Annotated in this window: 22 protein-coding genes; 6 read left to right on the top strand and 16 right to left on the bottom strand. The window is 75.2% G+C overall.

What is annotated here, in order from left to right; all coding sequences use genetic code 11:
* Window positions 1–21 precede the first annotated feature (21 nt).
* The 6 genes from purF to WJX68_RS23870 form a co-directional block, all read right to left on the bottom strand.
* Complete coding sequence (gene purF / locus WJX68_RS23895) at window positions 22–1,608, bottom strand: amidophosphoribosyltransferase (protein ID WP_340294977.1); 1,587 nt, start codon at window positions 1,606–1,608, stop codon at window positions 22–24.
* 118 nt (window positions 1,609–1,726) lie between these two features.
* Window positions 1,727–2,065, bottom strand: a complete 339-nt coding sequence (locus tag WJX68_RS23890) for a sterol carrier family protein (RefSeq protein WP_340294975.1) — start codon at window positions 2,063–2,065, stop codon at window positions 1,727–1,729.
* Window positions 2,065–4,371, bottom strand: coding sequence for a phosphoribosylformylglycinamidine synthase subunit PurL (purL, locus tag WJX68_RS23885; protein ID WP_340294973.1), 2,307 nt, complete (start codon window positions 4,369–4,371; stop codon window positions 2,065–2,067). Before purL ends, WJX68_RS23890 begins: the two co-directional genes overlap by 1 nt.
* 61 nt (window positions 4,372–4,432) lie before the next feature.
* Complete coding sequence (gene purQ, locus WJX68_RS23880; protein WP_340294971.1) at window positions 4,433–5,107, bottom strand: phosphoribosylformylglycinamidine synthase subunit PurQ; 675 nt, start codon at window positions 5,105–5,107, stop codon at window positions 4,433–4,435.
* A complete protein-coding gene (purS, locus tag WJX68_RS23875; RefSeq protein WP_340294969.1) occupies window positions 5,104–5,337 on the bottom strand; it encodes a phosphoribosylformylglycinamidine synthase subunit PurS in 234 nt (77 codons plus the stop codon). The genes purQ and purS overlap by 4 nt, the downstream gene beginning before the upstream one ends.
* Before the next feature lie 68 nt (window positions 5,338–5,405).
* Complete coding sequence (locus tag WJX68_RS23870) at window positions 5,406–6,284, bottom strand: alpha/beta fold hydrolase (RefSeq protein ID WP_340294967.1); 879 nt, start codon at window positions 6,282–6,284, stop codon at window positions 5,406–5,408.
* Between the two features lie 70 nt (window positions 6,285–6,354).
* Here WJX68_RS23870 and WJX68_RS23865 point away from each other — a divergent pair, with 70 nt between their 5' ends.
* Together WJX68_RS23865 and WJX68_RS23860 are read left to right on the top strand one after the other, a co-directional pair.
* Window positions 6,355–6,987 (top strand): MBL fold metallo-hydrolase, encoded by a 633-nt coding sequence (locus tag WJX68_RS23865; protein WP_340294965.1) that lies wholly within the window; start codon window positions 6,355–6,357, stop codon window positions 6,985–6,987.
* On the top strand, window positions 6,987–7,355 hold the full coding sequence (locus WJX68_RS23860) for a VOC family protein (RefSeq protein WP_340294963.1): 369 nt from the start codon (window positions 6,987–6,989) through the stop codon (window positions 7,353–7,355). Before WJX68_RS23865 ends, WJX68_RS23860 begins: the two co-directional genes overlap by 1 nt.
* Window positions 7,356–7,438: 83 nt before the next feature.
* Here WJX68_RS23860 and WJX68_RS23855 read toward each other — a convergent pair whose 3' ends face one another.
* The 6 genes from WJX68_RS23855 to WJX68_RS23830 form a co-directional block, all read right to left on the bottom strand.
* A complete protein-coding gene (locus WJX68_RS23855) occupies window positions 7,439–8,224 on the bottom strand; it encodes a DUF2334 domain-containing protein (protein WP_340294961.1) in 786 nt (261 codons plus the stop codon).
* 63 nt (window positions 8,225–8,287) lie between these two features.
* A complete protein-coding gene (locus WJX68_RS23850) occupies window positions 8,288–9,004 on the bottom strand; it encodes a GolD/DthD family dehydrogenase (RefSeq protein WP_340294959.1) in 717 nt (238 codons plus the stop codon).
* Entirely contained in the window at window positions 9,004–9,510 is a 507-nt protein-coding gene (locus WJX68_RS23845; protein ID WP_340294958.1) for a ribose-5-phosphate isomerase, read from the bottom strand. Before WJX68_RS23845 ends, WJX68_RS23850 begins: the two co-directional genes overlap by 1 nt.
* Window positions 9,507–11,234 (bottom strand): dihydroxyacetone kinase family protein, encoded by a 1,728-nt coding sequence (locus tag WJX68_RS23840; RefSeq protein ID WP_340294956.1) that lies wholly within the window; start codon window positions 11,232–11,234, stop codon window positions 9,507–9,509. The genes WJX68_RS23845 and WJX68_RS23840 overlap by 4 nt, the downstream gene beginning before the upstream one ends.
* Window positions 11,231–12,553: an RbtT/DalT/CsbX family MFS transporter gene (locus tag WJX68_RS23835; protein ID WP_340294954.1), complete on the bottom strand. Its 1,323-nt coding sequence runs from the start codon at window positions 12,551–12,553 to the stop codon at window positions 11,231–11,233. Before WJX68_RS23835 ends, WJX68_RS23840 begins: the two co-directional genes overlap by 4 nt.
* Window positions 12,554–12,564: 11 nt before the next feature.
* Window positions 12,565–13,656, bottom strand: a complete 1,092-nt coding sequence (locus tag WJX68_RS23830; RefSeq protein WP_340294952.1) for an alcohol dehydrogenase catalytic domain-containing protein — start codon at window positions 13,654–13,656, stop codon at window positions 12,565–12,567.
* Window positions 13,657–13,803: 147 nt separating this feature from the next.
* Here WJX68_RS23830 and WJX68_RS23825 point away from each other — a divergent pair, with 147 nt between their 5' ends.
* Complete coding sequence (locus WJX68_RS23825; RefSeq protein ID WP_340294950.1) at window positions 13,804–14,754, top strand: sugar-binding transcriptional regulator; 951 nt, start codon at window positions 13,804–13,806, stop codon at window positions 14,752–14,754.
* A gap of 15 nt (window positions 14,755–14,769) precedes the next feature.
* Here the strand turns inward: WJX68_RS23825 and WJX68_RS23820 are convergent, their stop codons facing one another.
* From WJX68_RS23820 to WJX68_RS23810, 3 genes are read right to left on the bottom strand one after another with little or no spacing between them, the layout of a single operon-like run.
* Entirely contained in the window at window positions 14,770–15,627 is an 858-nt protein-coding gene (locus WJX68_RS23820; protein ID WP_340294948.1) for a phosphoribosylaminoimidazolesuccinocarboxamide synthase, read from the bottom strand.
* Window positions 15,624–17,042 carry an adenylosuccinate lyase gene (gene purB / locus WJX68_RS23815; RefSeq protein WP_340294946.1) on the bottom strand — a complete coding sequence of 473 codons (1,419 nt, stop codon included), beginning with the start codon at window positions 17,040–17,042 and terminating at the stop codon, window positions 15,624–15,626. Before purB ends, WJX68_RS23820 begins: the two co-directional genes overlap by 4 nt.
* 53 nt (window positions 17,043–17,095) lie before the next feature.
* Window positions 17,096–17,680, bottom strand: coding sequence for a TetR/AcrR family transcriptional regulator (locus WJX68_RS23810; protein ID WP_340294944.1), 585 nt, complete (start codon window positions 17,678–17,680; stop codon window positions 17,096–17,098).
* A 257-nt stretch (window positions 17,681–17,937) separates the two neighbouring features.
* Between WJX68_RS23810 and WJX68_RS23805 the strand changes: the two genes are divergently transcribed.
* The 3 genes from WJX68_RS23805 to WJX68_RS23795 all read left to right on the top strand — a co-directional run bounded on the left by WJX68_RS23805 (window position 17,938) and on the right by WJX68_RS23795 (window position 22,380).
* A complete protein-coding gene (locus WJX68_RS23805; RefSeq protein WP_422785767.1) occupies window positions 17,938–18,948 on the top strand; it encodes a threonine aldolase family protein in 1,011 nt (336 codons plus the stop codon).
* Window positions 18,949–19,222: 274 nt separating this feature from the next.
* Complete coding sequence (locus WJX68_RS23800) at window positions 19,223–20,233, top strand: hypothetical protein (protein ID WP_340294942.1); 1,011 nt, start codon at window positions 19,223–19,225, stop codon at window positions 20,231–20,233.
* On the top strand, window positions 20,230–22,380 hold the full coding sequence (locus WJX68_RS23795; RefSeq protein WP_340294940.1) for a YhgE/Pip family protein: 2,151 nt from the start codon (window positions 20,230–20,232) through the stop codon (window positions 22,378–22,380). Before WJX68_RS23800 ends, WJX68_RS23795 begins: the two co-directional genes overlap by 4 nt.
* 10 nt (window positions 22,381–22,390) lie before the next feature.
* Here the strand turns inward: WJX68_RS23795 and WJX68_RS23790 are convergent, their stop codons facing one another.
* A complete protein-coding gene (locus WJX68_RS23790; protein ID WP_479692292.1) occupies window positions 22,391–23,572 on the bottom strand; it encodes a pyridoxal phosphate-dependent aminotransferase in 1,182 nt (393 codons plus the stop codon).
* Window positions 23,573–23,577: the final 5 nt, after the last annotated feature.

Below are 23,577 nucleotides of genomic sequence, written 5' to 3'. Positions count from 1 at the left end.
GAGGTGCGGTCGGCGGTGCCGCTACGGGCGGGTCAGTGCTTCCCCGGCACCGTATCCGACGGACAGGGGGCCGGGATCCCCGGAAGCGGCTCCACCGGCGGTCGGCGCGGGCACGTCCTCCAGCAGGTGCTTGCCGAGCTTCGCCTCCTCCGGGAGGGCGATCGGGTAGTCCCCGTCGAAGCACGCGCAGCACAGTCGCGAGCGCGGCTGCTCCGACGCCGCGACCATCTGGTCGACCGAGACGTAGCCGAGGCTGTCCGACCCGATGGACCGGCGGACGCCCTCGGTGTCGGCGCCGTTGGCGATCAGCTCCGCGCGGCTGGCGAAGTCGATGCCGTAGAAGCAGGGCCAGCGCACCGGCGGCGACGCGATCCGCACGTGGACCTCGACCGCGCCCGCCTCGCGCAGCATCCGCACCAGGGCGCGCTGGGTGTTGCCGCGCACGATCGAGTCGTCGACGACGACCAGGCGCTTGCCGCGGATGACGTTGCGCAGCGGGTTGAGCTTGAGCCGGATGCCGAGCTGGCGGATCGTCTGGCTGGGCTGGATGAAGGTGCGCCCGACGTAGGCGTTCTTGACCAGGCCCTGTCCGTAGGGGATGCCGGAGCCCTGGGCGTAGCCGATCGCGGCCGGGGTGCCGGACTCCGGCACCGGGATGACCAGGTCGGCCTCCACCGGGTGCTCCTCGGCGAGGCGGCGGCCGATCTCGACCCGGGTGTCGTAGACCGAGCGGCCGGCGATGTGGGTGTCCGGGCGGGCGAGGTAGACGTACTCGAAGACGCAGCCCTTGGGCTCCGGCGCGGCGAAGCGCTGGCTGCGGATGCCGTCGGCGTCGATGGCGATGAGCTCGCCCGGCTCGACCTCGCGCACGAAGGAGGCACCGACGATGTCCAGCGCCGCGGTCTCCGAGGCGACGACCCAGCCGCGCTCCAGGCGGCCCAGCACGAGCGGGCGGACGCCGTGCGAGTCGCGGGCGGCGTAGAGCGTGGTCTCGTCGGCGAAGGTCAGCGAGAACGCGCCGCGCAGCGTCGGCAGCAGCCGCATCGCGGCCTCGTACACCCCGAGGTCGGCGGCACCGGCGGCGAGCAGCTCGGTGAGCAGGTCGGAGTCGGTCGTCGCGCGCAGGCCGGAGCGCTTGCGGTTCTCCAGCTGCGCGACCTGCTCGCGCAGCTCGGCGGTGTTGACCAGGTTGCCGTTGTGGCCCAGCGCCAGGCCGGAGCCCGCGGCGGTGGTCCGGAACGTCGGCTGGGCGTTCTCCCAGGTGGTGGCGCCGGTCGTGGAGTAGCGGCAGTGGCCGACGGCGAGGTGCCCGCGCAGCGAGGACAGGGTCTGCTCGTCGAACACCTGGCTGACCAGGCCGAGGTCCTTGAACACGACGGTGCGGCGGCCGTCGGAGACGGCGATGCCTGCGGCCTCCTGGCCGCGGTGCTGCAGCGCGTAGAGGCCGTAGTACGTCATCTTCGCGACGTCCTCGCCGGGGGCCCAGACGCCGAAGACCCCGCACTCCTCGCGGGGACCGGACTCGTCGGGCTCGGTGGCGGGGCCCGTGACGGGCGTGACGGAGAGGGTGCGGGCAGGGCTGACGTGCTCGTTCCGGACGGAACTCAACGCGGCGCTCCTCGGCTGGCGGCGTACCGGGACCAGGGCACGACTGTACGCCCCGCGATCACACATCCCCAGGTACGGGGACGGGCGTCACGTCCGCCCGCGCGGGGCGACGGGACGGTCACGGTTCCCGCAGCGGCAGCCGGGCCGCGATCTCGCCCGCCCGCGAGCCGGACACCGACACCCGGCCGGCGGCGACGGCGTCGTCCCAGCTCAGGCGGCCGATGGCCAGGGCCACCCAGGTCCGCGGGTCGGTCTCCACCACGTTGGGCGGGGTGCCGCGGGTGTGCCGCGGGCCCTCGACGCACTGCACCGCGCCGAACGGCGGCACCCGCACCTCGACGCTGTGCCCGGGTGCGCGGCGGGCCAGCTCGGCCAGCGACTCCTTCACCGCGGCCTTGCGCACCGCCCGCTCGGGCTCGACGCCGTCGTCGACCCAGGCGAGGAGGACGTCGGCCATCAGACCGAGACGGCGCCGAACCGGGCCGGCAGCGTCGCCTCCCAGGAGGTGCGGAGCTCGTCGAGCGACAGGACCCCGACGGCCTCGCCCAGGTCGAGGGCGTCGCCGCCGGTCTCGCCGATCCGCAGCGCGGGCACGCCCGCCGCGCCGGCGCGGGCCAGGAACGCGTCCAGCCCGTCGGCGGGGACGGTGACCAGCACGCGCCCGGCGGACTCGGCGAACAGGGCGGTGAAGGTGTCGTCGTGCACGCCGGACAGGTCGACGCGCGCGCCGTGGCCGCCACCCAGCGCGGCCTCGACCAGGCCCTGGGCGAGGCCGCCGTCGGACAGGTCGTGGCTGCCGGTCAGCGCCCGGTCGGCGGCCGCGGCGGCGAGCAGCTGCGCGAGGCGGCGCTCGTGCTCCAGGTCGACGGCCGGCGGGTGGCCGCCGAGGTGGCCGTGCACCTCGTGCGCCCACTCCGACCCGCCGAACTCGGCGGCGGTGCCGCCCAGCAGGACGACGGCGTCGCCGTCGGCCCCGGCGAACCCGGCCGGGACGGCGGTGGTGACGTCGTCGATCACGCCGAGGACGCCGACGACCGGGGTCGGCAGGATCGCCGTCGTCCCGGTCTGGTTGTAGAAGCTGACGTTGCCGCCGGTGACCGGGGTGCCGAGCACCGCGCAGCCGTCGGCGAGACCGCGCACGGCCTGCTGGAACTGCCACATGACGTGCGGGTCCTCGGGCGAGCCGAAGTTCAGGCAGTCGGTGACGGCCAGCGGCACCGCGCCGGAGGTGGCGACGTTGCGGTAGGCCTCGGCCAGCGCGAGCTGCGCGCCGGTGTAGGGGTCGAGCGCGACGAAGCGGGCGTTGCAGTCGGTGGCGACGGCGACGCCGCGCCCGGTGGACTCGTCGACCTGCACCACGCCGGAGTCGGCGCCGTGCGCGGCGACGGTGTTGCCGCGCACGTAGCGGTCGTACTGGTCGGTGACCCACGAGCGGGAGGCGAGGTTCGGGGCGGCGGCCATCCGCAGGATCTCCGCGCGCAGCTCCGACGGGGTCTCCGGGCGCGGCAGCGACTCCGGCGACCCGGCGTTCAGCGCGTCCTGCTTCGCGTCGTCGCGGGCGACCGGGCGGGAGTAGACGGGGCCCTCGTGCGCGACCGTGCGGGGCGGCACGTCGACGACGGTCTCGCCCTGCGAGGTGATGACCAGCCGGTCGCCGTCGGTCACCTCGCCGATGACGGTCGCGATCGTGTCCCACTTGCGGCAGACCGCGAGGAACGCCTCGACGTTCTCCGGGGTCACGACCGCGCACATCCGCTCCTGCGACTCCGAGGAGAGGATCTCCGCGGCGGTCATCCCGGTGGCGCGCAGCGGGACGGCGTCGAGGTCGACGTGCATGCCGCCGTCACCGGCGGAGGCGAGCTCGGAGGTGGCGCAGGACAGCCCGGCCCCGCCGAGGTCCTGGATGCCGACGACCAGCCCGGCCGCGAACAGCTCCAGGCAGCACTCGATGAGGACCTTCTCGGTGAACGGGTCGCCCACCTGCACGCTGGGCAGCTTCTTGCGCCCGGTGCCGCCGGTGGCGGAGTCGAAGGTCTCCGACGCGAGCACGGACACGCCGCCGATGCCGTCGAGGCCGGTCGTCGCGCCGAACAGGATGATCTTGTTGCCGGTGCCGGAGGCGAACGCGAGGTGCAGGTCCTCGGTCTTCAGCGCTCCGACGCACAGGGCGTTGACCAGCGGGTTGCCCGCGTAGGACGGGTCGAAGACGACCTCGCCCGCCACGTTCGGCAGGCCGAGGCAGTTGCCGTAGCCGCCGACCCCGGCGACGATCCCGGGCAGCACCCGGCCGGTGTCGTCGGCGTCGAGCGGGCCGAAGCGCAGCGGGTCGCCGACGGCGATCGGGCGCGCGCCCATCGCCATGATGTCGCGGACGATGCCGCCGACACCGGTCGCCGCACCCTGGTAGGGCTCCACGTACGACGGGTGGTTGTGCGACTCGACCTTGAAGGTGACGGCCCAGCCGTCGCCGATGGACACGACGCCGGCGTTCTCGCCGATCCCGGCCAGCATCGACGACCGCATCTCGTCGGTGGTCGTCTCGCCGAAGTAGCGCAGGTGCACCTTGGACGACTTGTAGGAGCAGTGCTCGCTCCACATCACCGAGTACATGGCCAGCTCGGCGTCGGTGGGCCGGCGGCCGAGGATCTCCCGGATGCGGGCGTACTCGTCGTCCTTCAGACCGAGCTCGCGGTACGGCTGGGGCTGCTCCGGCGTGGCCTCGGCGTGCTTGACGGAATCGACCGGCACCTGGGACTGCGTCACGGCGTGAAGGGTAGTCGCCGCGGCCCCGGACCCGGGCGCCCCCGAGACCGGTCTCACCGGGTCAGGCGGTGACGCGCGCCAGCACCGAGGTGAACAGCCCCAGACCGTCGGCGGACGGGCCGGTGAGCGCGCTGGTCGCGTGCTCCGGGTGCGGCATGAGCCCGACGACGTTCCCGGCGGCGTTGGTGATGCCGGCGATGTCGCGGGTCGAGCCGTTCGGGCCGCCGTCGCGGTAGCGGAACACCACGCGGCCGTCGCCGTCGAGCTCGTCGAGGGTCGCGGCGTCGGCGACGTAGCGGCCCTCCTGCGACTTCAGCGGGATCAGCAGCTGGTCGCCGGCGGCGTAGTCGCGGGTCCAGGCGGTCTGCGCGTTCTCCACGGTCAGGACGAGGTCGCGGCACAGGAAGTGCATCCCGGCGTTGGCGACGAGCGCGCCCGGCAGCAGGTGCGCCTCGCACAGGATCTGGAAGCCGTTGCAGATGCCGAGCACCGGCAGGCCGCGCCCGGCGCCCGCCACGACCTCGGTCATGATCGGCGCGAGCGCGGCGATCGCGCCGGCGCGCAGGTAGTCGCCGTAGGAGAACCCGCCCGGCACGACGACGGCGTCCACACCCTGCAGGTCGTGGTCGCCGTGCCACAGCGGGACGGCCTCGGCGCCGGCGCGGCGGACCGCGCGTGCGGCGTCGCCGTCGTCGAGCGTGCCGGGGAAGGTGATCACGCCGACCCGGGTGCTCACAGGCGGGTCACCGTCCAGTCCTCGATCACCGGGTTCGCCAGCAGCGTGCCGGCGAGCCGGTGCAGGGTCTCGTCGTCGACGCCGTCGGAGACCTCGAGCTCGAAGTGCTTGCCCTGACGCACCCCGCTCACGCCGGAGACGCCGATCCGCCCCAGCGCCCGGGTCACGGCCTGACCCTGGACGTCGAGGATCTCGGGCTTGGGCATCACGTCCACCACCACTCTGGCCACGCCGGTCAGCCTACGGTGAACGGGGCGGACAACTCGACGTGCGTGCCCTCACCATCGGGGGCCGCCGCTCACCCGAGCACCTCGCGCAGCCGCGCGGCGAACTCGGCGGGCCTGCCCGGCCACCCGTTCCCGGCGCCGGCGAAGCCGCCGTGGTGGCTGGGGAACACGGCGACGTCGAGCCCGAGCCGGTCGGCCAGCGCGCGCGTGGTGCGGGCGGTGACGGCGTCCCCCGTCTCCTCCCCCACCGCGAGGACCACCCGGGTCGGCGCGGCGGCGAGGGCGGCGGCGTCCGGGACGAAGGTGAGCATCGCCGCGGCGCGGGCGGACAGCAGCGGGTCGTCGCGGCGGCCGTCGTCACCGGTGGGCAGGCCGAACGCGGCCGGGTCCGGCGGCCCGGCCGCGAGGTGCTCCTCGGTGAACGGGCCCGACCAGGAGGTCCAGCCGAGGAAGGCGGCCATCCCCGCCCCGGAGCCGTGCGCGTCGTAGGTGGCGCGGACCGCCTGCCAGCCCCGCCGGGCGAGGTCGGCGTCGGGCAGCTCACCGATCAGCGGCGGCTCGTGCGCGACGAGGACCGCCACGTCCCCGGGGTGGGCCTGGACGAGCGCGAGGGCGGTGATCGCCCCGCCGCTGCTGGCGAACACCTCGACCGGGCCGCCCAGCTCGCCGACCAGCGCGTGCAGATCGGCGGCCTGGACGTGCGGGTCGGAGGTGTCGAGCCCGTCGCTGCGCGTGCTGCGGCCCAGGCCGCGCGGGTCGTAGGCGACGACGCGCCGGTCCGGCAGCGCGGCGGCGAGGTCGCGGAACCCGCCGGCGTCCATCGGCTGGCCGACGCACAGCAGGACCCGCTCGCCCGGCGCGAGGTCCGGGCCGTGGACGTCGTAGGCGAGGTCGGCGTCGGGGCGGTGCAGGAAGCGGGTCACCGGGTCGTGCTCCGGGCTGATGTCCATGCCCGCTCCGACCGGGCGCGGCGCCGGAACTCATCGGTGCCGCGGCCCGGCGACCGGGCATGCTGGCCCCATGCACCTGACGCACTACGGCCACGCCTGCGTCCTGGTCGACACCGGATCGGCCCGGCTCCTGTTCGACCCCGGCACGTTCTCGACCGGGTTCGAGGGCCTCGACGGGCTCGACGCGATCCTGGTCACCCACCAGCACGCCGACCACGTCGACGCCGACCGGCTCCGCGACCTGCTGCGTGCCAACCCCGACGCCGCCCTGGTCACCGACGGCCAGACCGCCGGGCGGCTCGACGGGGTCGACGCGCGCACCGCCGCCCCCGGCGACGTGCTCGCACTCGGCGGCGCCGAGGTCCGTGTCGTCGGCTCCGGGGACCACGCGCGGATCCACGCCGACATCCCGCTGGTCGCCAACAACGGCTACCTCGTCGACGGCACGCTGCTGCACCCCGGCGACGCCTACGTCCCGCCCGGCGTCGACGAGCTCGCGACGCTGCTGCTCCCGACCGGTGCGCCGTGGCTGAAGGTGTCCGAGGCCGTCGACTACCTGCGGGCCGTCGCACCGCGCACCGTCGTCCCGATCCACGAGGGCACGCTCGCCGACCCCGCGCTGCACTACCGCTTCTTCGACCAGCTCGGCCCGGACGCGACGACGCTGCTCGTGGCCGACCGCGCGACGGCGGTCGCGGTCTGATGGGGATGCGGTGGGAGCAGATCGTCGTCGACGCCCGCGACCCCGTGCGGCTGGGCCGCTGGTGGGCCGAGGCGCTGGACTGGTCGGTCGTCAACGCCTCGCCCCAGGAGTTCGAGATCCAGCCGGCGCAGGGCGTCACCCCGGGGCTGATCTTCGTGCCGGTCGCGGAGGGGAAGCGCTCGAAGAACCGGCTGCACATCGACCTGCGCCCGGACGGCGTGCGGGACTCCGAGGTCGCACGGCTGCTGATGCTGGGGGCGACCCGGGTCAACGTCGGCCAGCACCGCGCCCCGGCCGACGAGGTGTCCTGGACCGTGCTCGCCGACCCCGAGGGCAACGAGTTCTGCGTGCTGGGCGAACAGCGGTAGTCCACAGGCGGCACCGGTTGTCCACAGGAGAACACACACTGTGGACAACCGGGCCCTGTCGCCCGGTGGTCGGGTGCCGCGGGTCAGGCGGCGGGCGCCGCGGCGGGGAACAGCGTCCGGTGCACCGCACCGACGGCCCCGGCGCCGCGGGCGGCGTCGACCGCGGCCAGCGCGGCCTCGGTGCGGTGCTCGCGGCGCAGGTCCTTGGCCCGCAGCGCGATCCGGACCAGGCCGCCGCGCTCGGCGGTGCGGACGGCCTGCTGCTCCAGCGCGCGGCCCCGGCGACGGTCCCCCGCGCGGCGCTCGCCGCCGAGCCAGGGCTCGGAGGCGCGGAAGGTCAGCACCCGCGAGCGGAGCACCGGGCCGTCCCCGCCGAGGGCCCCGGCCACGCCGACGGCGCGGACGGTCGTCTCGTCGGCGTACAGGCCGAAACCGAGGTCGGCGAGCGCGTCGGCGGTGGCGGCGGAGGCGACCCAGCCGGGCGGGGCGAAACCGTCGGTGGACAGGCCGGTCGCGAGCAGGATCCGCCGCGCCCCGGTCAGCCGCAGGCCGGCCTCGTGGCGGGGCAGGGCGCCGAACTCGGTGCGGCGACCGATCCGGGGCACGCCGCCGTTCTGCCAGGCGCCGACCGGGTCGCTCGCGTGGTCGAAGCCGTGCAGCAACAGGTCGTCACCGGCCCGGACGCGGCCCGCGATCCAGCGGACCAGGTCGTCGCCGCGGCGGAGCGGGCCGTGCGGGCCCTTGGGCTGCACGAGGTGCGTCAGCGGCACGCCGCGGCGGTCCAGCTCGGCGGCGAACGCGACGGCGCGGGCCCGGTCGGCGTCGTCGCCGTCGGTGAGGCCGGACAGCGAGACCAGCAGCGTGCTCATGGTCCCCATCCGACCCCACCGAGGTGAACCCCGCGTGGAGTCGCCGGATCGTGCGGACGACGGTCAGCGGGCGGTGAACCCGCCGTCGACCTTCAGCTCGGCGCCGTTGACCATCGCGGCCTCGGCCGAGGCCAGGTACACCACGGCCGCGGCGATCTCCGGCGGCTCGGCGAAGCGCCGGGCCGGGATCTCGGCCCGGTGCGCGTCGCCGGCCGGGTTGTCCCAGACCTTGCGCCCGAGGTCGGTGAGCACCACCGTCGGCGAGACCGCGTTCACGGTCACCCCGTAGGGCCCCCACTCGACGGCCAGCGTGCGGGTCAGCCCGTTGATCCCGGCCTTGGACGCGCAGTACGCGGCGTGCTTCTCCAGGCCGCTGCTCGCCGCCTGCGACGCGAGGTTGACGATCCGGCCGTACCCGCGCTCGACCATGCCCCGCCCGGCGGCCTGCGCCATCAGCCAGGACCCGGTGAGGTTCACGTCGAGCGTCCGGCGCCACTCGTCGACCCCCAGCTCGAGGGCCGGGGCGAGCAGCGCGATGCCGGCCGAGTTGACGAGCACGTCGACCCGGCCGTGCCGGGCGACGACCTCGTCGACGCAGGCCTGCGCGGCGTCCGGGTCGGACACGTCGACCCGGTGCGCGGAGGCGACGTCGCCGCCGATCTCCCCGAGGTCGGCCCCGGCGACGGTGGCGCCCTGCGCGGCGAGCGCGCCGGCGACCTCGGCCCCGATCCCCGACGCCGCCCCGGTGACGAGCGCGACCGATCCGGTGAGGTCGAACATCAGCAGTCCGTCCCGACCGTCTCCGCCTCGGCGGTGCGGTCGCCGTCGCGGCGGTCGTAGGAGTCCAGGGCGGCGACCTTCTCCGCCGAGGCGCTCTGCGGGTCGAACCGGTGGTCCAGCCAGCCGGAGACGAGCGTGCGGGCCAGCTCGATCCCGACGACGCGCTGCCCCATGCACAGGACCTGCGCGTTGTTCGACTTGACCGAGCGCTCCACGGAGAACGGGTCGTGCGCGGTGACGGCCCGGATGCCGGGCACCTTGTTCGCCGAGATCGCGACGCCCAGCCCGGTGCCGCAGACCAGCAGGCCGCGGTCGGCCCGCCCGTCGGCGACGGCGCGGGCGGCGGCCACGCCGATGTGCGGGTAGGCGGTGTGCCCGTCCGCGGCGACGCCGACGTCGATGACCTCGGCGACGCGCTCGTCGGCCTCCAGGTCGGCCTTGAGCTTCTCCTTGTAGTCGTAGCCGGCGTCGTCGGCGCCCACCACGATGCGCAGCGTGTCGCTCACTCCTGCTCCTCCTGCGATGTCAGTACCTCGGCCACGGCCGTGACGACCAGACCCATCGAGACCGCACCCGCGTCGGGGGTGCCGACGCTCCGCTCGGCCAGCGGGCGGGCCCGCCCGACCTTCGGCCGCAGCTCGGCGGTGTCCTGTGCCCGCGCCGTCGCGACCCCGGCGGCCGCGGTCCACGCCCCGGCCAGCGCCGCGCCGTCGCCGACGCGGCTCTCCAGCTCGGCGACGAACGGCAGCAGCGCGTCGAGCAGGGTCTTGTCGCCCTCCTGCGCGCCGCCGAGCTGCTGGATCGTCGTCGCGAACTCGCGGACGCCCGCGGCGACCTCGGCCGCCGGGTAGCCGTCGGCGGAGTCGCCGAGCCGACGGCCGAACGCCTCCAGCGCGGCGCCCCACAGCACGCCCGAGGTGCCGCCGGCGCGCTCGGCCCAGGCCTGCCCGGCCTGCGCCAGCGCCCAGCCGCCGCCGACGTCGTCGCCGAGCTCGCCGACCCGGGCGGTGGCCGCGGTGATGCCCTTGAGCATCCCGCGGCCGTGGTCGCCGTCGCCCGCGACGGCGTCGATGCGACCCAGCTCGTGCTCGTGCTCGCGCAGCGTCGTCTCGACCGCGGCCAGCGCGGCCCGCACGGTCCCGGCCAGCCCGCGGGCGGCGTCGGTCGCCTCCGGCGCGGTGACGACGGCGTCGGCCTCGGCCAGCTCGTCGGCGGTGGGCTCGCGCAGGGCCGCCAGCGGGGCCGCGGTCTTGCGGTAGGCGGGGGTGTAGGCGTCGGCCCGCCACAGCGGCTCGAGCTCGTCGTCGAGCCACATCAGGGTGAGCGAGCAGCCGCCCATGTCGAGGCTGGTCACGAGCTCGCCCACCTCGGGGTCGACGATCGTGATGCCGGCGTCGCGCAGCCGCGGCGCGACGTGGCGCCACAGCAGGAACAGCTCCTCGTACTTGGTGGTGCCCAGCCCGTTGAGGATCACCCCGGCCCGGCCGGGCGCTGCTGTGGGCGCGTGCTTCAGCACGTCGTCGACCAGCAGCTCGGCCAGCTCGCGGGCGGGCAGCATCGGCACGTCGCGGATGCCGGGCTCGCCGTGGATGCCCAGGCCGAGGCCCAGGTGCCCGTCCGGGACGGAGAACAGCGGCTCGGACTCGCCGGGCATGGTGCAGCCGGTGAACGCGACGCCGAGGCTGCGGGTGGCGGCGTTCGCCGCGCGGCCCAGGCGCTCGACCTCGTCGATGTCCGCGCCGCGGGCGGCCGCGGCGCCCATCACCTTGAACACGGTGAAGTCGCCGGCGATCCCGCGGCGCTGCGACTCCTGCTCGGCCGAGGCGACGTCGTCGGTGACGATCACGACGCGGGCGTCGGTCCCGTCGGCGCGCAGCCGCTCGGCGGCGATCCCGAAGTTGATCGTGTCGCCGGCGTAGTTGCCGAAGCTGAAGATCACGCCCCGGCCCTGGTCGGCGGCCTTCCCGACGGAGTGGGCCTGGGCGGCCGAGGGCGAGGTGAAGATGTTGCCGACCACGGCGCCGTGCGCCATCCCCGGGCCGACCGTCCCGCAGAACGCCGGGTAGTGGCCCGAGCCGCCCCCGATGACGACGGCGACCTGCGGGTCGCCGTCGCCGCGGTGGGCGACCACGCCCCCGTGCACCCCTCGGACACGGTCGGCGTAGAGGTCGAGGAACCCGGCGAGCTGGTCGTCGGCGAACTCGGCGGGGTCGTCGAAGATCCTGGTCACGAGGTCTCCTTCACCGTGGTGGAGGCGGTCTCGCGCTGCTGCGGGTCGTCCTGCGGGACGTCGAGGAACGAGACCATGACGAAGGCGGCGGCGTAGAGGACGACGAAGGCCCAGACGACGCCGACGTTGCCGGTGCCGACCGCGAGCATCAGCGCGACGACGCCCGAGCCGAGGAAGGCCGCACCACCGGCGGCGGTGGTGTACATGGCCATCGCGGCGCCCTTGTGGTCGGGTGCGAGCGCGGGCATGATCGCGCCCATCGGGACGAACCCGGCGAGCAGGCAGCCGAACACGCAGCCCGCGGCGACCGAGACCCAGAAGCCCCAGGTCGACCCGGCCGGGACGGCGTGCGGGACGTACCACCAGAGCAGCAGGCCCACCGCGGAGCCGAAGACCCCGAACCACTGCACGGTGCGGCGCCAGCCCCAGCGGTCGCCGACGGCCCCGAACACCGCGTTGACCAGGATGTTCGTCGCGTAGACGAACACGGTCATGGTGAGCCAGCGGCTCTGGCCCCAGCCGAGGTCCACCGCGATGACCGTCGGCAGGATGATGAACATGCCGTACTGCGGCGCGGTGTTGATCAGGCGGACCAGGAAGCCCATCAGGATCTTCGGGTTGGCGGCGGTCAGCCGCAGCCCGGCGGTCAGCACCTGCCCGGTGGACTCGCCGGCCGGCGCGAGGCGACGGGTGGCGTGCGGCTCGTGCACCCCGAAGCGGGCGATCAGGTACCCGGCGACGACGAGCGCCGTCGAGCCGATCATCGCGGCCGTCTCGCCACCGGTGCTGCCGCCGAAGGCCGGGATCATGCCGAGCGCGAACAGCGAGCCCAGGGTGGGCAGGCCGCCGGTGAACATGACGTAGAACCAGCCGACGGCGACGCCGTTGCGCGAGTACGGCGTGACGACGTTGATCCACACCAGGAACGCGAACGCGAACAGCGGGTAGCCGAAGCCGCGCAGGAAGTAGGTGGCCGCGACCAGCGGGAGGCTGCCGATCTGCAGGCTCAGCAGGAACAGCACCTCGAACACGACCCAGACGGCGACGCCGAGGGTCATGACGCGGCGCGGGCCCCAGAGGTCGGCCAGCGCGCCGGACAGGTAGCTGGCCACGAGCACGGCCAGGCTGTAGCCGGTGATGATCGTCGCGACGGTGGCCTCGGGCGAGCCGAGCACCGCCTCGATGTGCGGGGAGATGAAGTTGGACTCGGTCCCGTTGCCGGTCATGAAGACCAGCACGCCGAGGAAGCCCCAGCGCAGGGAGTGCGGGATACCGATGCGGTCGAGGAAGGTCTCGTGCTGCGGAGCGGCGCTGCTCATCGTCGGCCCCCTCAGGCGTTCGGGAGGATCGAGACCTTGACCGACGCACCGGAGGTGTCGCCGACGAGGTCGAGGGCCTTCTGGAACTCCGCGAGCGGCACCTGGTGGGTGCAGATGTCGGAGATCGGGAGCTTGCCGTCCTCCAGCATCTTGATCGCGGCGGGCCAGCAGTGCGGGCCGAGGTGGGCGCCGCGGACGTCGAGCTCCTTGTCGTCGGAGATGATCGACCAGTCCACGGTGACCTCGGAGCCGAACACCGAGTACTCGACGAAGGTGCCCAGCTTGCGCAGCAGGTTCAGGCCCTGCCCGACGGCCGGGACCGCGCCCGAGCCCTCCAGGTAGACGTCGGCGCCGTAGCCGTCGGTGAGCTCCTTGACCCGGGCGACCGCGTCCTCGCGGGAGATGTTGATGGTCAGGTCGGCGCCGGTGCGGCGGCCCAGCTCGAGCTTGTCGTCGTCGAGGTCCAGCGCGATCAGCAGCCGCGGGTTCTTCGCGCGGGCGCCGGCGATCAGGCCGAGGCCGATCGGGCCGCACCCGGCGACGACCACGACGTCGTCGAAGGAGATGGTGGCGCGCTCCACGGCGTGCAGCGCGCAGGACAGCGGCTCGGCGAACGCGGCGTGCTGCGGCGCCAGGTCCGGCGAGACCCGGTGCACCCGGGCGCGGGTCGGGACCAGCATGTACTGGGCCATCGCGCCGTCGAAGTTGCGGAAGCCGAACATGTCGTGCGGCCCGCACATCCAGTACTGGCCGCGCAGGCAGTAGCGGCACTCCTCGCAGGGCACGATCTGCTCGCAGGCGACGCGGTCGCCGAGCGCGACGCCGTGCCCGGCCAGGCCCTCGTCGTCACCGGCGACGATGCGGCCGACGAACTCGTGGCCCGGGGTGCGGCCGGTCTGGGCCCACGCGGGGCGGTTCTCGTCGCCCCAGAACTTCGCGGCGCCGTGGTAGCACTTCAGGTCGCTGGCACACACGCCGACGGCCTCGACCTGCATGAGCAGCTCGCCGGGGCCGGGCCGGGGGACGTCCACCTCCTCCAGCCGGTAGTCCTCGGGGCCGTGCACGACGACCGCCTGCATCCGGGTCGGGATGTTCTCTCCCACGGCGAAACCTCCGTTGGTGCCATGCGGGGTGCTGCATGCGACTGGTCTGAGCATGCGTTCCAGCGTGAACATCCGTCAACACATCGGTTCCGACTTGAACAAACGTGCAGTACGGTTCGATGCAGGGATCCACGGAGGGGGACGGTGATGGCGCCGCACGACTTCTCCCGGCGCGACCTCGGGCTGATGCACCGGGCCGCCCGGCTCTACTACGTCGAGGAGCTCAACCAGGCCGCGATCGCGGAGCGCCTCACGGTGTCCCGCCCGACCGTGTCCCGGCTGCTCGCGGAGGCCCGCCGGGTCGGGATCGTGCAGATCACCGTGCACGACCCGGAGTCGCTGCGGACCGGCGGCGACGACGCGCTCCGCCTCGCCGCCGCGCTCGGCCTGGACCGGGTGTGGCTGGCCCCGCGGCCCGCCACCGACCTCGGCCCGGCGCTGACCGAGCCGGTCGGCGAGGCACTGCGCGAGGCCGGCCTGCGCGCCGGGGACGTCCTGCTCGTCTCCTCCGGGCGCACGGTGTGGGAACTGAGCCACACCGCGCTGCCCGCGCTGTCCGGCTGCGAGATCGTGCCGACCGTCGGCGGGGTCGCCGAGCCCGAGGCGTGGCACCAGACCAACGAGATCACCCGGGCCATCGCCGAGCGCGGGCACGGCCGGCCGCACTTCCTGTTCGCGCAGGCCATGCCGTCACCGGCGATGCGCAGCACGCTCGCCGAGGACCCGGAGTTCCGGCGCGTCACCGGGTTCTGGACGCGTGCGCAGGCGGCCCTGGTCGGGATCGGCGCGCCGCCCGCGGGCCGCGAGTCGATCTCGACCTCCGTCCCGCTCGACGACGGGGGTCTGCAGGACGGCGTGGGCGACGTCTGCCTGAACTTCTACCGCGCCGACGGCCGCCCGATCGCGTTCCCGGGCAGCGACCGGATGGTGCGGATCTCCCCCGAGCAGCTGCGCCGGGTGCCGCGCACGATCGCCGTCGCCGCCGGGGTGGCGAAGGTGCCGAGCATCGTCGGCGGGGCCAGGGCGGGCCTGTTCAACCGCCTGGTGACCGACGCCCCCACCGCCCAGGCCCTCCTCGACGCCCTCGGCCCCGGCTGAGGTCCACGTGGCGGATCAGGCGGTGGGCGAGGTCCAGGGGGTGCCGGTGATCCGGCGGTAGACCTCGGCGTAGCGGTCGTGGACGACCGTCACGACCTCGTCGGGGACCTCGGGACCGGGCGCGGTGCGGTCCCAGTCCAGGCCGGCGGACCAGTCGCGCACGTACTGCTTGTCGAAGGAGAACTGCGCGCGGCCGGGCTCGTAGGAGTCCGCGGGCCAGAACCGCGACGAGTCCGGGGTGAGCACCTCGTCGCCCAGCACGATCTCGCCGGAGGTGTCGCGGCCGAACTCCAGCTTGGTGTCGGCGACGAGGATCCCGCCCTGCGCCGCGGACTCGGCGCCGCGCCGGTAGACCTCCAGGGTCAGCTCGCGCAGCCGGGCCGCGGTGTCCGCGCCCAGCAGGGCCACGACGTCGTCGAAGGTCATGAACTCGTCGTGCTCGCCGACCGGCGCCTTGGTGGTCGGCGTGAAGATCGGCTCGGGCAGCGTCGAGCCCTCGACCAGGCCGGGCGGCAGCGCGACGCCGGAGACGGCGCCGGTGCGCCGGTACTCCTTCAGCCCGAGCCCGGTGAGGTAGCCGCGGGCGATGCACTCCACCGGCAGCATCTCCAGCGGGCGGCAGCGCACGGCGCGCCCGGCGAACTCGGCGGGGACGTCGTCGGTGCCGATGACGTGGTTGGGCACCAGGTCGGCGGTGCGCTCGAACCAGTACAGCGACAGCGCGGTGAGGATCGCGCCCTTGTCCGGGACGGGCGTCGGGAGCACGACGTCGTAGATCGACAGCCGGTCCGAGGCGACGAGCAGCAGCTGGGCCGGGTCGCGCGACTCGTCGAGGTAGAGCTCGCGGACCTTGCCGGAGTGGACGAGCCTCACAGGATCCCCCCGGGGGTGTACGCGGCGGCGTCGGGGTGCTTGGCCGTGATCGCCGCGATCTTCTCGGCGACCGTGGCGACCTGCGCGGACGCGGCGCCGGTGAAGCGCAGCGGGTCCTCCAGCAGCCGGTCGAGCGTCCCGGCGGGCAGGCCGAGGCGCTCGTCGCCGGCCAGGCGCTGGAGAAGGTCGTTGTCGGCCTGGCCCTGCTCTCGCATCGCCAGCGCGACGGCGACCGCGTGCTCCTTGATGACCTCGTGCGCCCGCTCCCGGCCGACCCCGGCGCGCACGGCGGCCATCAGCACCGCGGTCGTGGTGAGGAACGGCAGGTAGCGGTCGAGCTCGCGGGCGATCACGGCCGGGTAGGCGCCGAACTCGTCGAGCACGGTCAGGGTCGTCTCGTACAGGCCGTCGAGGGCGAAGAACGCGTCCGGCAGCGCGACGCGGCGCACCACCGAGCAGGACACGTCGCCCTCGTTCCACTGCGAGCCGGCGAGGTCGGCGGTCATCACCGACAGGCCGCGCAGGATCACCATGAGGCCGTTGATGCGCTCGGCCGAGCGGGCGTTCATCTTGTGCGGCATGGCGGACGAGCCGACCTGGCCGGGCGCGAAGCCCTCGGTGGCGAGCTCGGCGCCGGCCATCAGCCGGACCGTCGTGGCCAGCGACGACGGCGCGGCCGCGAGCTGCACCAGTGCGGTGACGACGTCGTGGTCGAGCGAGCGCGGGTAGACCTGCCCGACGCTGGTGAACGCCTCGGAGAACCCGAGGTGGGTCGCGACGCGCTGCTCCAGCTCGTCGAGCTTGGCCGCGTCGCCGTCGAGGAGGTCGAGCATGTCCTGGCTGGTGCCCATCGGACCCTTGATCCCGCGCAGCGGGTAGCGCGAGCGCAGGTCCTCCAGCCGGGCGTGCGCGACGAGCAGCTCGTCGGCGGCGCTGGCGAAGCGCTTGCCCAGGGTGGTGGTCTGCGCCGCGACGTTGTGGCTGCGCCCGGCCATGACCAGCTCGGCGTACTCCGAGGCGCGGCGCGCGAGGCGGGCGAGCACCGCGACGGTCCGGTCCGCGACGAGCTCCAGCGAGAGCCGGATCTGCAGCTGCTCGACGTTCTCGGTGAGGTCGCGGCTGGTCATGCCCTTGTGGACGTGCTCGTGGCCGGCGAGGGCGTTGAACTCCTCGATGCGGGCCTTCACGTCGTGCCGGGTGACGCGCTCGCGGGCGGCGATGCTCGCCAGGTCGACCTGCTCGACGACGGCCTCGTAGTCGGCGATCACCGACGACGGCACCTCGATGCCCAGGTCGCGCTGGGCGCGCAGCACCGCGATCCACAGCCGTCGCTCCAGCTGGATCTTGTACTCCGGGGACCAGAGGCGGACCAGCTCGGGGCTCGCGTAGCGCGCGGCCAGCACGTTGGGAATCACGTGGCGCGATGGTAATGCCTGGTCGGGGCCCCGGGGGCGGTGGGAGCGCGGCCTCACACCCGGGTGGTGGCGTCCAGCGCCTCCCGCAGCGCGTCGCGCCCGACGCCCCGCGGATCGGGGTCGGCCTCGATGAGCGCGGTCAGCACGACGCCGTCGACCAGCGCGGTGATCCGGCGGACGTCCCCCGGCCCGGGACGGCGGCCGGTCGCCCGGGTGAGCGCCTCGTCGAGCAGGGCGTCGAACTCGACGCGCTGGGCGCGCAGCAGCCCGGCCAGGAAAGGGCGGCGGCCCGACCCGATGAGCCGCTCGAACCGGGCCAGGACGGCGTCGAGCCCGTCGGTGCGCGAGCGCGGGCCGAGCAGCAGGTCGAGCACGATCTCGGCCGGGTCGTCGCGGCGGTCCAGGCACGCGTGGGCCTCGGCCAGCTCGGAGCGGGCCAGCCGGTCCAGCGCGGCGCAGACGAGGTCCTCCAGCGAGGAGAAGTAGTACGTCGTCGCGGCCAGCGGCACCCCGGCCCGCTCGGCGACGGCGCGGTGGCGGATCGCGTCGAACCCGCTCTCCGCCAGGAGATCCGCCGCCGCCGCGACGAGCAGGGCACGGCGACGCTCACCCTTCTCGGTCTGCTTGGGGGCGGCCATCGCCACATCCTGCCAAGTGACACCCCGTCCGGACGAGTGAGATAGCGGACGTGCTTCGCAGGTCGGACGCCTCGTCGTGACCGTTTCGTGACCCTGCTGTTCCGGGGCGCGGCCGGATGGAACACACTGGGTGGGTGCGCCCGTCACCCCGAAGCCGCTGGTCGTCGCGCGGTGGGCTGCGTGCGGCCACCGCCGCCCCGGCCCCCGACGAGCCCGTCGACCTGCGGTCGGACACCGTCACCGTGCCGACCGAGGCGATGCGCCGGGCCATGGCCGAGGCCGAGGTCGGCGACGACGTGCTCGACGGCGACCCCACCCTGCGCGAGCTGGAGGAGAAGGTCGCCGGGCTGCTCGGCGCCGCCGACGCGCTGTGGACGCCGACGGGGTCGATGGCGAACCTGATCGCGCTGATGAGCCGGCTGGGCCGCGGCGACTCCTTCCTCGCCCCGCAGGGCGCGCACGTGCTCGACTTCGAGCTGGGCACCGCGGCGTGGCTGGCCGGCGGGATGCCGCGCCCGCTGCCGCACGACGGCGGCCCGGGCAAGGTGACCGCGGCGGCCGTCCGCCGGGCCGCCGCCGGAGACGGGTCCTACGCCGCGCTGCGCCCGGTGCTGCTCTGCCTGGAGAACACGCACAACTCCGCGGGCGGCACCGTCACCGCGCCCGAGGAGCACGCCGCCGTCGCCGCGGCGGCGCGGGCGGCACGGCTGTCGGTGCACCTGGACGGCGCCCGGCTGTGGAACGCCGCCGTCGCGCTCGGGGTGCCGCCCGGGGCGCTCACCGTCGGCGCGGACACCGTTGCGGTGTGCCTGTCCAAGGGGCTCGGCGCGCCCGTCGGGTCCGTCGTCGCGGGGTCCGCGGAGTTCGTCGAGCAGGCCCGGCGGCTGCGCAAGATGCTCGGCGGCGGCGTCCGTCAGGGCGGGGTGCTCGGGGCGGCGGGGCTCGTCGCGCTGGAGGACCTCGACCGGCTCGCCGAGGACCACGAGCTGGCGACCACGCTGGCCGCGGGGCTGCGCGAGCGCGGCTGGCGGGTCCGCGAGCCGCAGACCAACATCGTGCTCGTCGACGTCGCCGACGTCCGGGGCACCATCGCCGCGTTCGCCGAGGCCGGGGTCCGGGCCGGTGCCATCGCGGGCAAGCTGCGGCTGATGACCCACCGCGACGTCACCGAGAAGCACGTCCGGGCGGCCCTGGACCGCATCGGGGAGGTCGGCCCGTCGAGCACCGGGTCGCCCGGCGGGCCGGCGCCGCACACCGCCCTCGGCTGAGGTCCCGGGACGGCACCGTCGGCTCCGTCACACTGTCGCGCGGAGTCAAGTCACTGTCGTCCGAAGTCAAGTCGGTCCGCCCGATCGGGTCCACACTGGGTGACGGCCGGACGCCGGAGCGGGCGTCGGCCTAGGCTTCCGCCGCCGTCGCGACCGGGCGTGCGCGCCCGCTCCGCGCCGGTGGCCCCGACCCCCACCCGGTGCCGGCGAGCTGCGCGGACCCGGACCGCCGGGGTGCGCGCGAGCGCGCGGCGCCACGGACCGCAGGACCGTGATGACCAGCTCCGCCCCACCCGACCCCGCCGCCGCACCGGCCCCCGCCGGTCCGGGCGGCGCCCTCGTCGCCGACGGCGTCGCCGTCGACGGCACGCACGGGCGGCTGCTCGCGCCGACCTCGCTGCGCGCCGAGCCGGGCTCGGTCCTGCTCGTGGCGGGCGCCCCCGGGTCCGGGCACACGGCGCTGGCGCTCGCGCTCGCCGGGCGGATGCGTCCCGACGGGGGCGGCGTCACCCTCGACGGCGACGACGACCCGCGCGCCCTGCGCCGGGCCGTCGCCGTGGTCGACACCCCCGGGGTCAGCGAGCCGGAGCCGGTGCTGCCGCTGCGGACGGTGGTCGGCGAGGAGCTGGCCATGGCCGGGCGGGGCACCACCCCGCGCGCGGTGGCCGAGTGGCTGACCGCGCGGGGCGCGCAGAGCTGGGTCCGGTCGCGGTTCGAGGACGTCCCCGCCCCGGTACGGATCGGGCTGATGACCGCGCTGGCCGCGTCGCGGCCGGGGGTGCGGGTGCTGGTGCTGACCGCGCCGGACCGGCACGGCGGCACGCCCGTCACCTGGTGGCAGGTGGCGGCCGAGCACGCGCGCGCCGGGTTCGCCGTCGTCGTCACCTGCACGGAGGGGTCCGCGGCGCTGCTCGGGGTGCCCGCGGTGCGGCTCGGCGGCGGGCACGCGGGCGCGCTGCCCGAGCCGGCCGGGCGGCACGCGCGCCCGGAGGACCCGACGGGGCCGCTGCCGGCCGTCGCGCCGGCGGGGGCGGCCGACCTGCCGCCGGGCTGGACCGCCCGGCTGCTGCGCCGCCGCCCCGCGGACCCCGGCCGCGGGGACACCGACAGCGGCGACACCGACCGCGGGGACACCGACCGCGGCGACACCGACGGCCCGCCGGACGCCGGGACCGCGATCCTCCCCGGATCCGGCGACGGGACCACCGGGACCACCGACACCACGGACGGCGACCGGACCCCGGACAGCGGGACCACCGACGAGAGCACGGAGCGGACCTCATGAGCGCGATCCGGATGGCGATCAGCGAGCTGCGGCGGATCACCGCCGGCCGGCTGCCGGTCCTGGCCGTGCTCGCGCTGCTGCTGATCCCGATGCTCTACGCGGGCTTCTACCTCTACGCCAACGGCGACCCCTACTCCCGGCTCGACCAGGTCCCGGCCGCCCTCGTCGTCGAGGACGCCGGCGGGACCGACGCCGACGGCAACCGGCAGGACGTGGGCGAGGACGTCGCGCGGGAGCTGACCGACTCGGGCTCGTTCGACTTCCACCGCGTCTCCGCCGCCGAGGCCGACCGCGGCGTGCGCGACAACGTCTACACCTTCGCCCTGACGATCCCGCGCGACTTCACCGCCGCACTGCAGTCCTCCGCCGACTTCACCCCGCGCCAGGGGATCCTGGTCCTGACCACGAACGACGCGAACAACTACCTGGCCCGCACGATCGCCGACACCCTCACCACCCGCGTCCGGGACTCGGTCGCGAAGGAGGTCGGCACGCAGGCCGCGGACCGGTTCCTCACCGGCTTCTCGACCATCGCGACGAAGACCCGCGAGGCCGCCGACGGCGCCGGGCGGCTCGCCGACGGCGCCACGCAGGCCCACGACGGCGCGGGACAGCTCGCGTCCGGGGCCGGGCAGCTGGCGTCCGGGCAGCGGCAGCTCGCCGACGGCGCGACGCAGCTCGCCGGCGGCGCGGACCGGCTGGCCGAGGGCACCGGGACCCTCGCCACCGGGGCCGGGACCGCCGCGACCGGCGCGGACCGGCTCTCCGCCGGTGCGGGCGAGCTCGCCACCGGCCTGGGCACCCTGCGCGACGCGACCGCGCAGCTGCCGCAGCAGTCCCGCGCGCTGGCCGACGGCGCCCGCCAGGTGGCCGACGGCGACGCCCGGCTCGCCGCGGCCGGGAGCCGCGTGGCCCAGGAGAGCGCCCGCCTCGCGGACCGGCTCGACGCCGCCGACGGCACGATCGCCGCGTCGCTGCGCCGGCAGGGGTTCACCGACGAGCAGGTCCGGCAGGCCCTCGCCGCCCTGGCCACGGCCAAGCAGCCGCTGGTCGACGGCAACGCCCGCGTCCAGGAGGTCTCCGGGCAGCTCGACCGGCTCGGGTCGGGCGCGGAGCAGGTCGCCGACGGCGCGGAGCAGCTCGCGGCGTCCGCGCCGCAGCTCACGAACGGGATCGCGAGCGCCGCCGACGGCGCGGAGCGGCTGCGCGACGGCGCGACCGAGCTGTCCGGCGGTGTCCGGAAGCTCTCCGACGGCGCGACGCAGCTGTCCAGCGGCGCCACCGCCCTGTCCGACGGCGCGGACCGGCTCGTCGCCGGGGAGCGCACCGCCGTCGAGGGCACCGACCGCCTCGCCGACGGCGCGCGCCGGCTGGACTCCGGTACCGCGGAGCTGGCGACCGGCGCGGGGCAGCTGCGCGACGGCCTGTCCGCCGGGGTCGACGACATCCCCGACCCCGCCCCGGACGTCCGCGAGGCCACCGCGCGGACCATCGGCGACCCCGTCGCGACCCGCGACGTCGCCTACTCCCAGGCCGACACCTACGGCGCCGGGCTCGCCCCGTTCTTCATGGCGCTGGCCACCTGGATCGGCGGCTACGTGCTGTTCCTGCTGGTCCAGCCGCTGTCACGGCGGGCGATCGCGGCCGGGCAGAGCCCGCTGCGGATCGCGCTCGGCGGCTGGATCCCGGCCGGGCTGCTCGGCGTGCTGCAGGTGACCGGGATGTACGCGGTCGTGTCGCTGCTGCTGGGGATCACCCCGGTGCACCCGTTCGCGACGCTCGCGATGCTGTGGCTGACCTCGATGACGTTCACCGCGATCGTGCACGCCCTCAACGCGCTGCTCGGCGCCGTCGGGCAGTTCCTCGGCCTGGTGCTGATGGTGCTGCAGCTGGTGTCGGCGGGCGGCACCTTTCCGTGGCAGACGATCCCCGGTCCGCTGTGGCCGGTGCACCACGTCATGCCGATGGGCTACGCCGTCGACGCGCTGCGGCACCTGATGTACGGCGGCGAGCTCGCCGGCGTCGTCGGGACGGCGGTGCCGGTCCTGCTGGCCTGGTTCGCCGCGGCGCTGGGGCTGGCGACGCTTGCCGCGTACCGCAAGCGGGTCTGGACGCCGTCGGCGGTCAAGCCGGAGCTGGTGCTCTGACCCGCCCCGCTCACACCCAGGCGCGCAGCCGCTCCAGCGCCGCGGCGACGTCGTCGGTGGCGCCGGCGCAGGAGAACCGCACGTAGCCGCCGCCGTCGACCGGGTCGAAGTCCTGGCCCGGTGCGACGGCGATGCCGGTCTCGTCGAGCAGCCGGTAGGTCAGCCCCATCGAGTCCTCGCCGTCGCGCAGCAGGTGCCCGACGTCGGCGTAGACGTAGAACGCGCCGTCGGCGGGCGCCAGCCGCGTGATGCCCAGCGCGGGCAGCCCGGACAGCAGCAGGTCGCGGTTGTGGCCGTAGCGCACGACGTGCGAGTCCGCCTCGGCGTAGCTCGCCTCCTCGAACGCGGCCAGCGCGGCGTGCTGGGGCAGCGCGGGCGGGCAGACGGTGAAGTTCCCGGCCAGCCCCTCGACGGTGCGGCGCAGCCGCGGCGGGCACACCAGCCAGCCCAGCCGCCACCCGGTCATCGAGAAGTACTTGGAGAACGAGTTCACCAGCAGCGCCTCGCGGGAGGTCTCCCACGCGCAGCTCGTCGCGGGGCTGCCCGGGAAGGTGATGCCGTGGTAGATCTCGTCGCTGACGAGCTGGATGCCGCGCTGCTCGCAGTAGGACGCCAGCGCCGCGAGCTCCGCCGGGTCGAGCACCGTGCCGGTGGGGTTGGCCGGGCTGGCCACGATCAGGCCCTTCACCGGCTCGTCGAGCGCCTCGAGCATCTCCACGGTCGGCTGGAACCGGCTCTGCGGCCCGCAGGGCAGCTCGACGACCTCGCAGCCGAGCGCGGCGAGGATGTTGCGGTAGCAGGGGTAGCCGGGGCGGGCCATCGCGACGCGGTCACCGGCGTCGAAGGCGGCGAGGAACGCGAGCAGGAACCCGCCGGAGGACCCGGTGGTGAGCACGACGTCACCCGGGTCGACGTCCAGGTCGCGGGTGCGGCGGTAGTGCCCGGCCACGGCCTCGCGCAGCTCGGCGATGCCCGGCGCCACGGTGTAGCCGAGCACCTCGGACTGCAGGGCCGCCACGGCGGCGGCCCGGACCGGCTCCGGCGCGGGGGTGGACGGCTGCCCGGCCGAGAGGTTGATCAGGTCGCCGTGGGTGCGGGCGCGCTGCGCGGCGGCGGCCCAGACGTCCATCACGTGGAACGGGGCGACCGCGGCGCGGGCGGCGACGGTCAGGCGGGTGGTCGGTCCGGTCACGCCGA

The sequence above is a fragment of the Pseudonocardia spirodelae genome, from assembly GCF_037727765.1.
GTDB classification, from domain to species: Bacteria; Actinomycetota; Actinomycetes; order Mycobacteriales; family Pseudonocardiaceae; genus Pseudonocardia; species Pseudonocardia spirodelae.
Note: the sequence above shows the minus strand (reverse complement) of the source record. Positions and strands in the feature narration are given on the sequence as shown.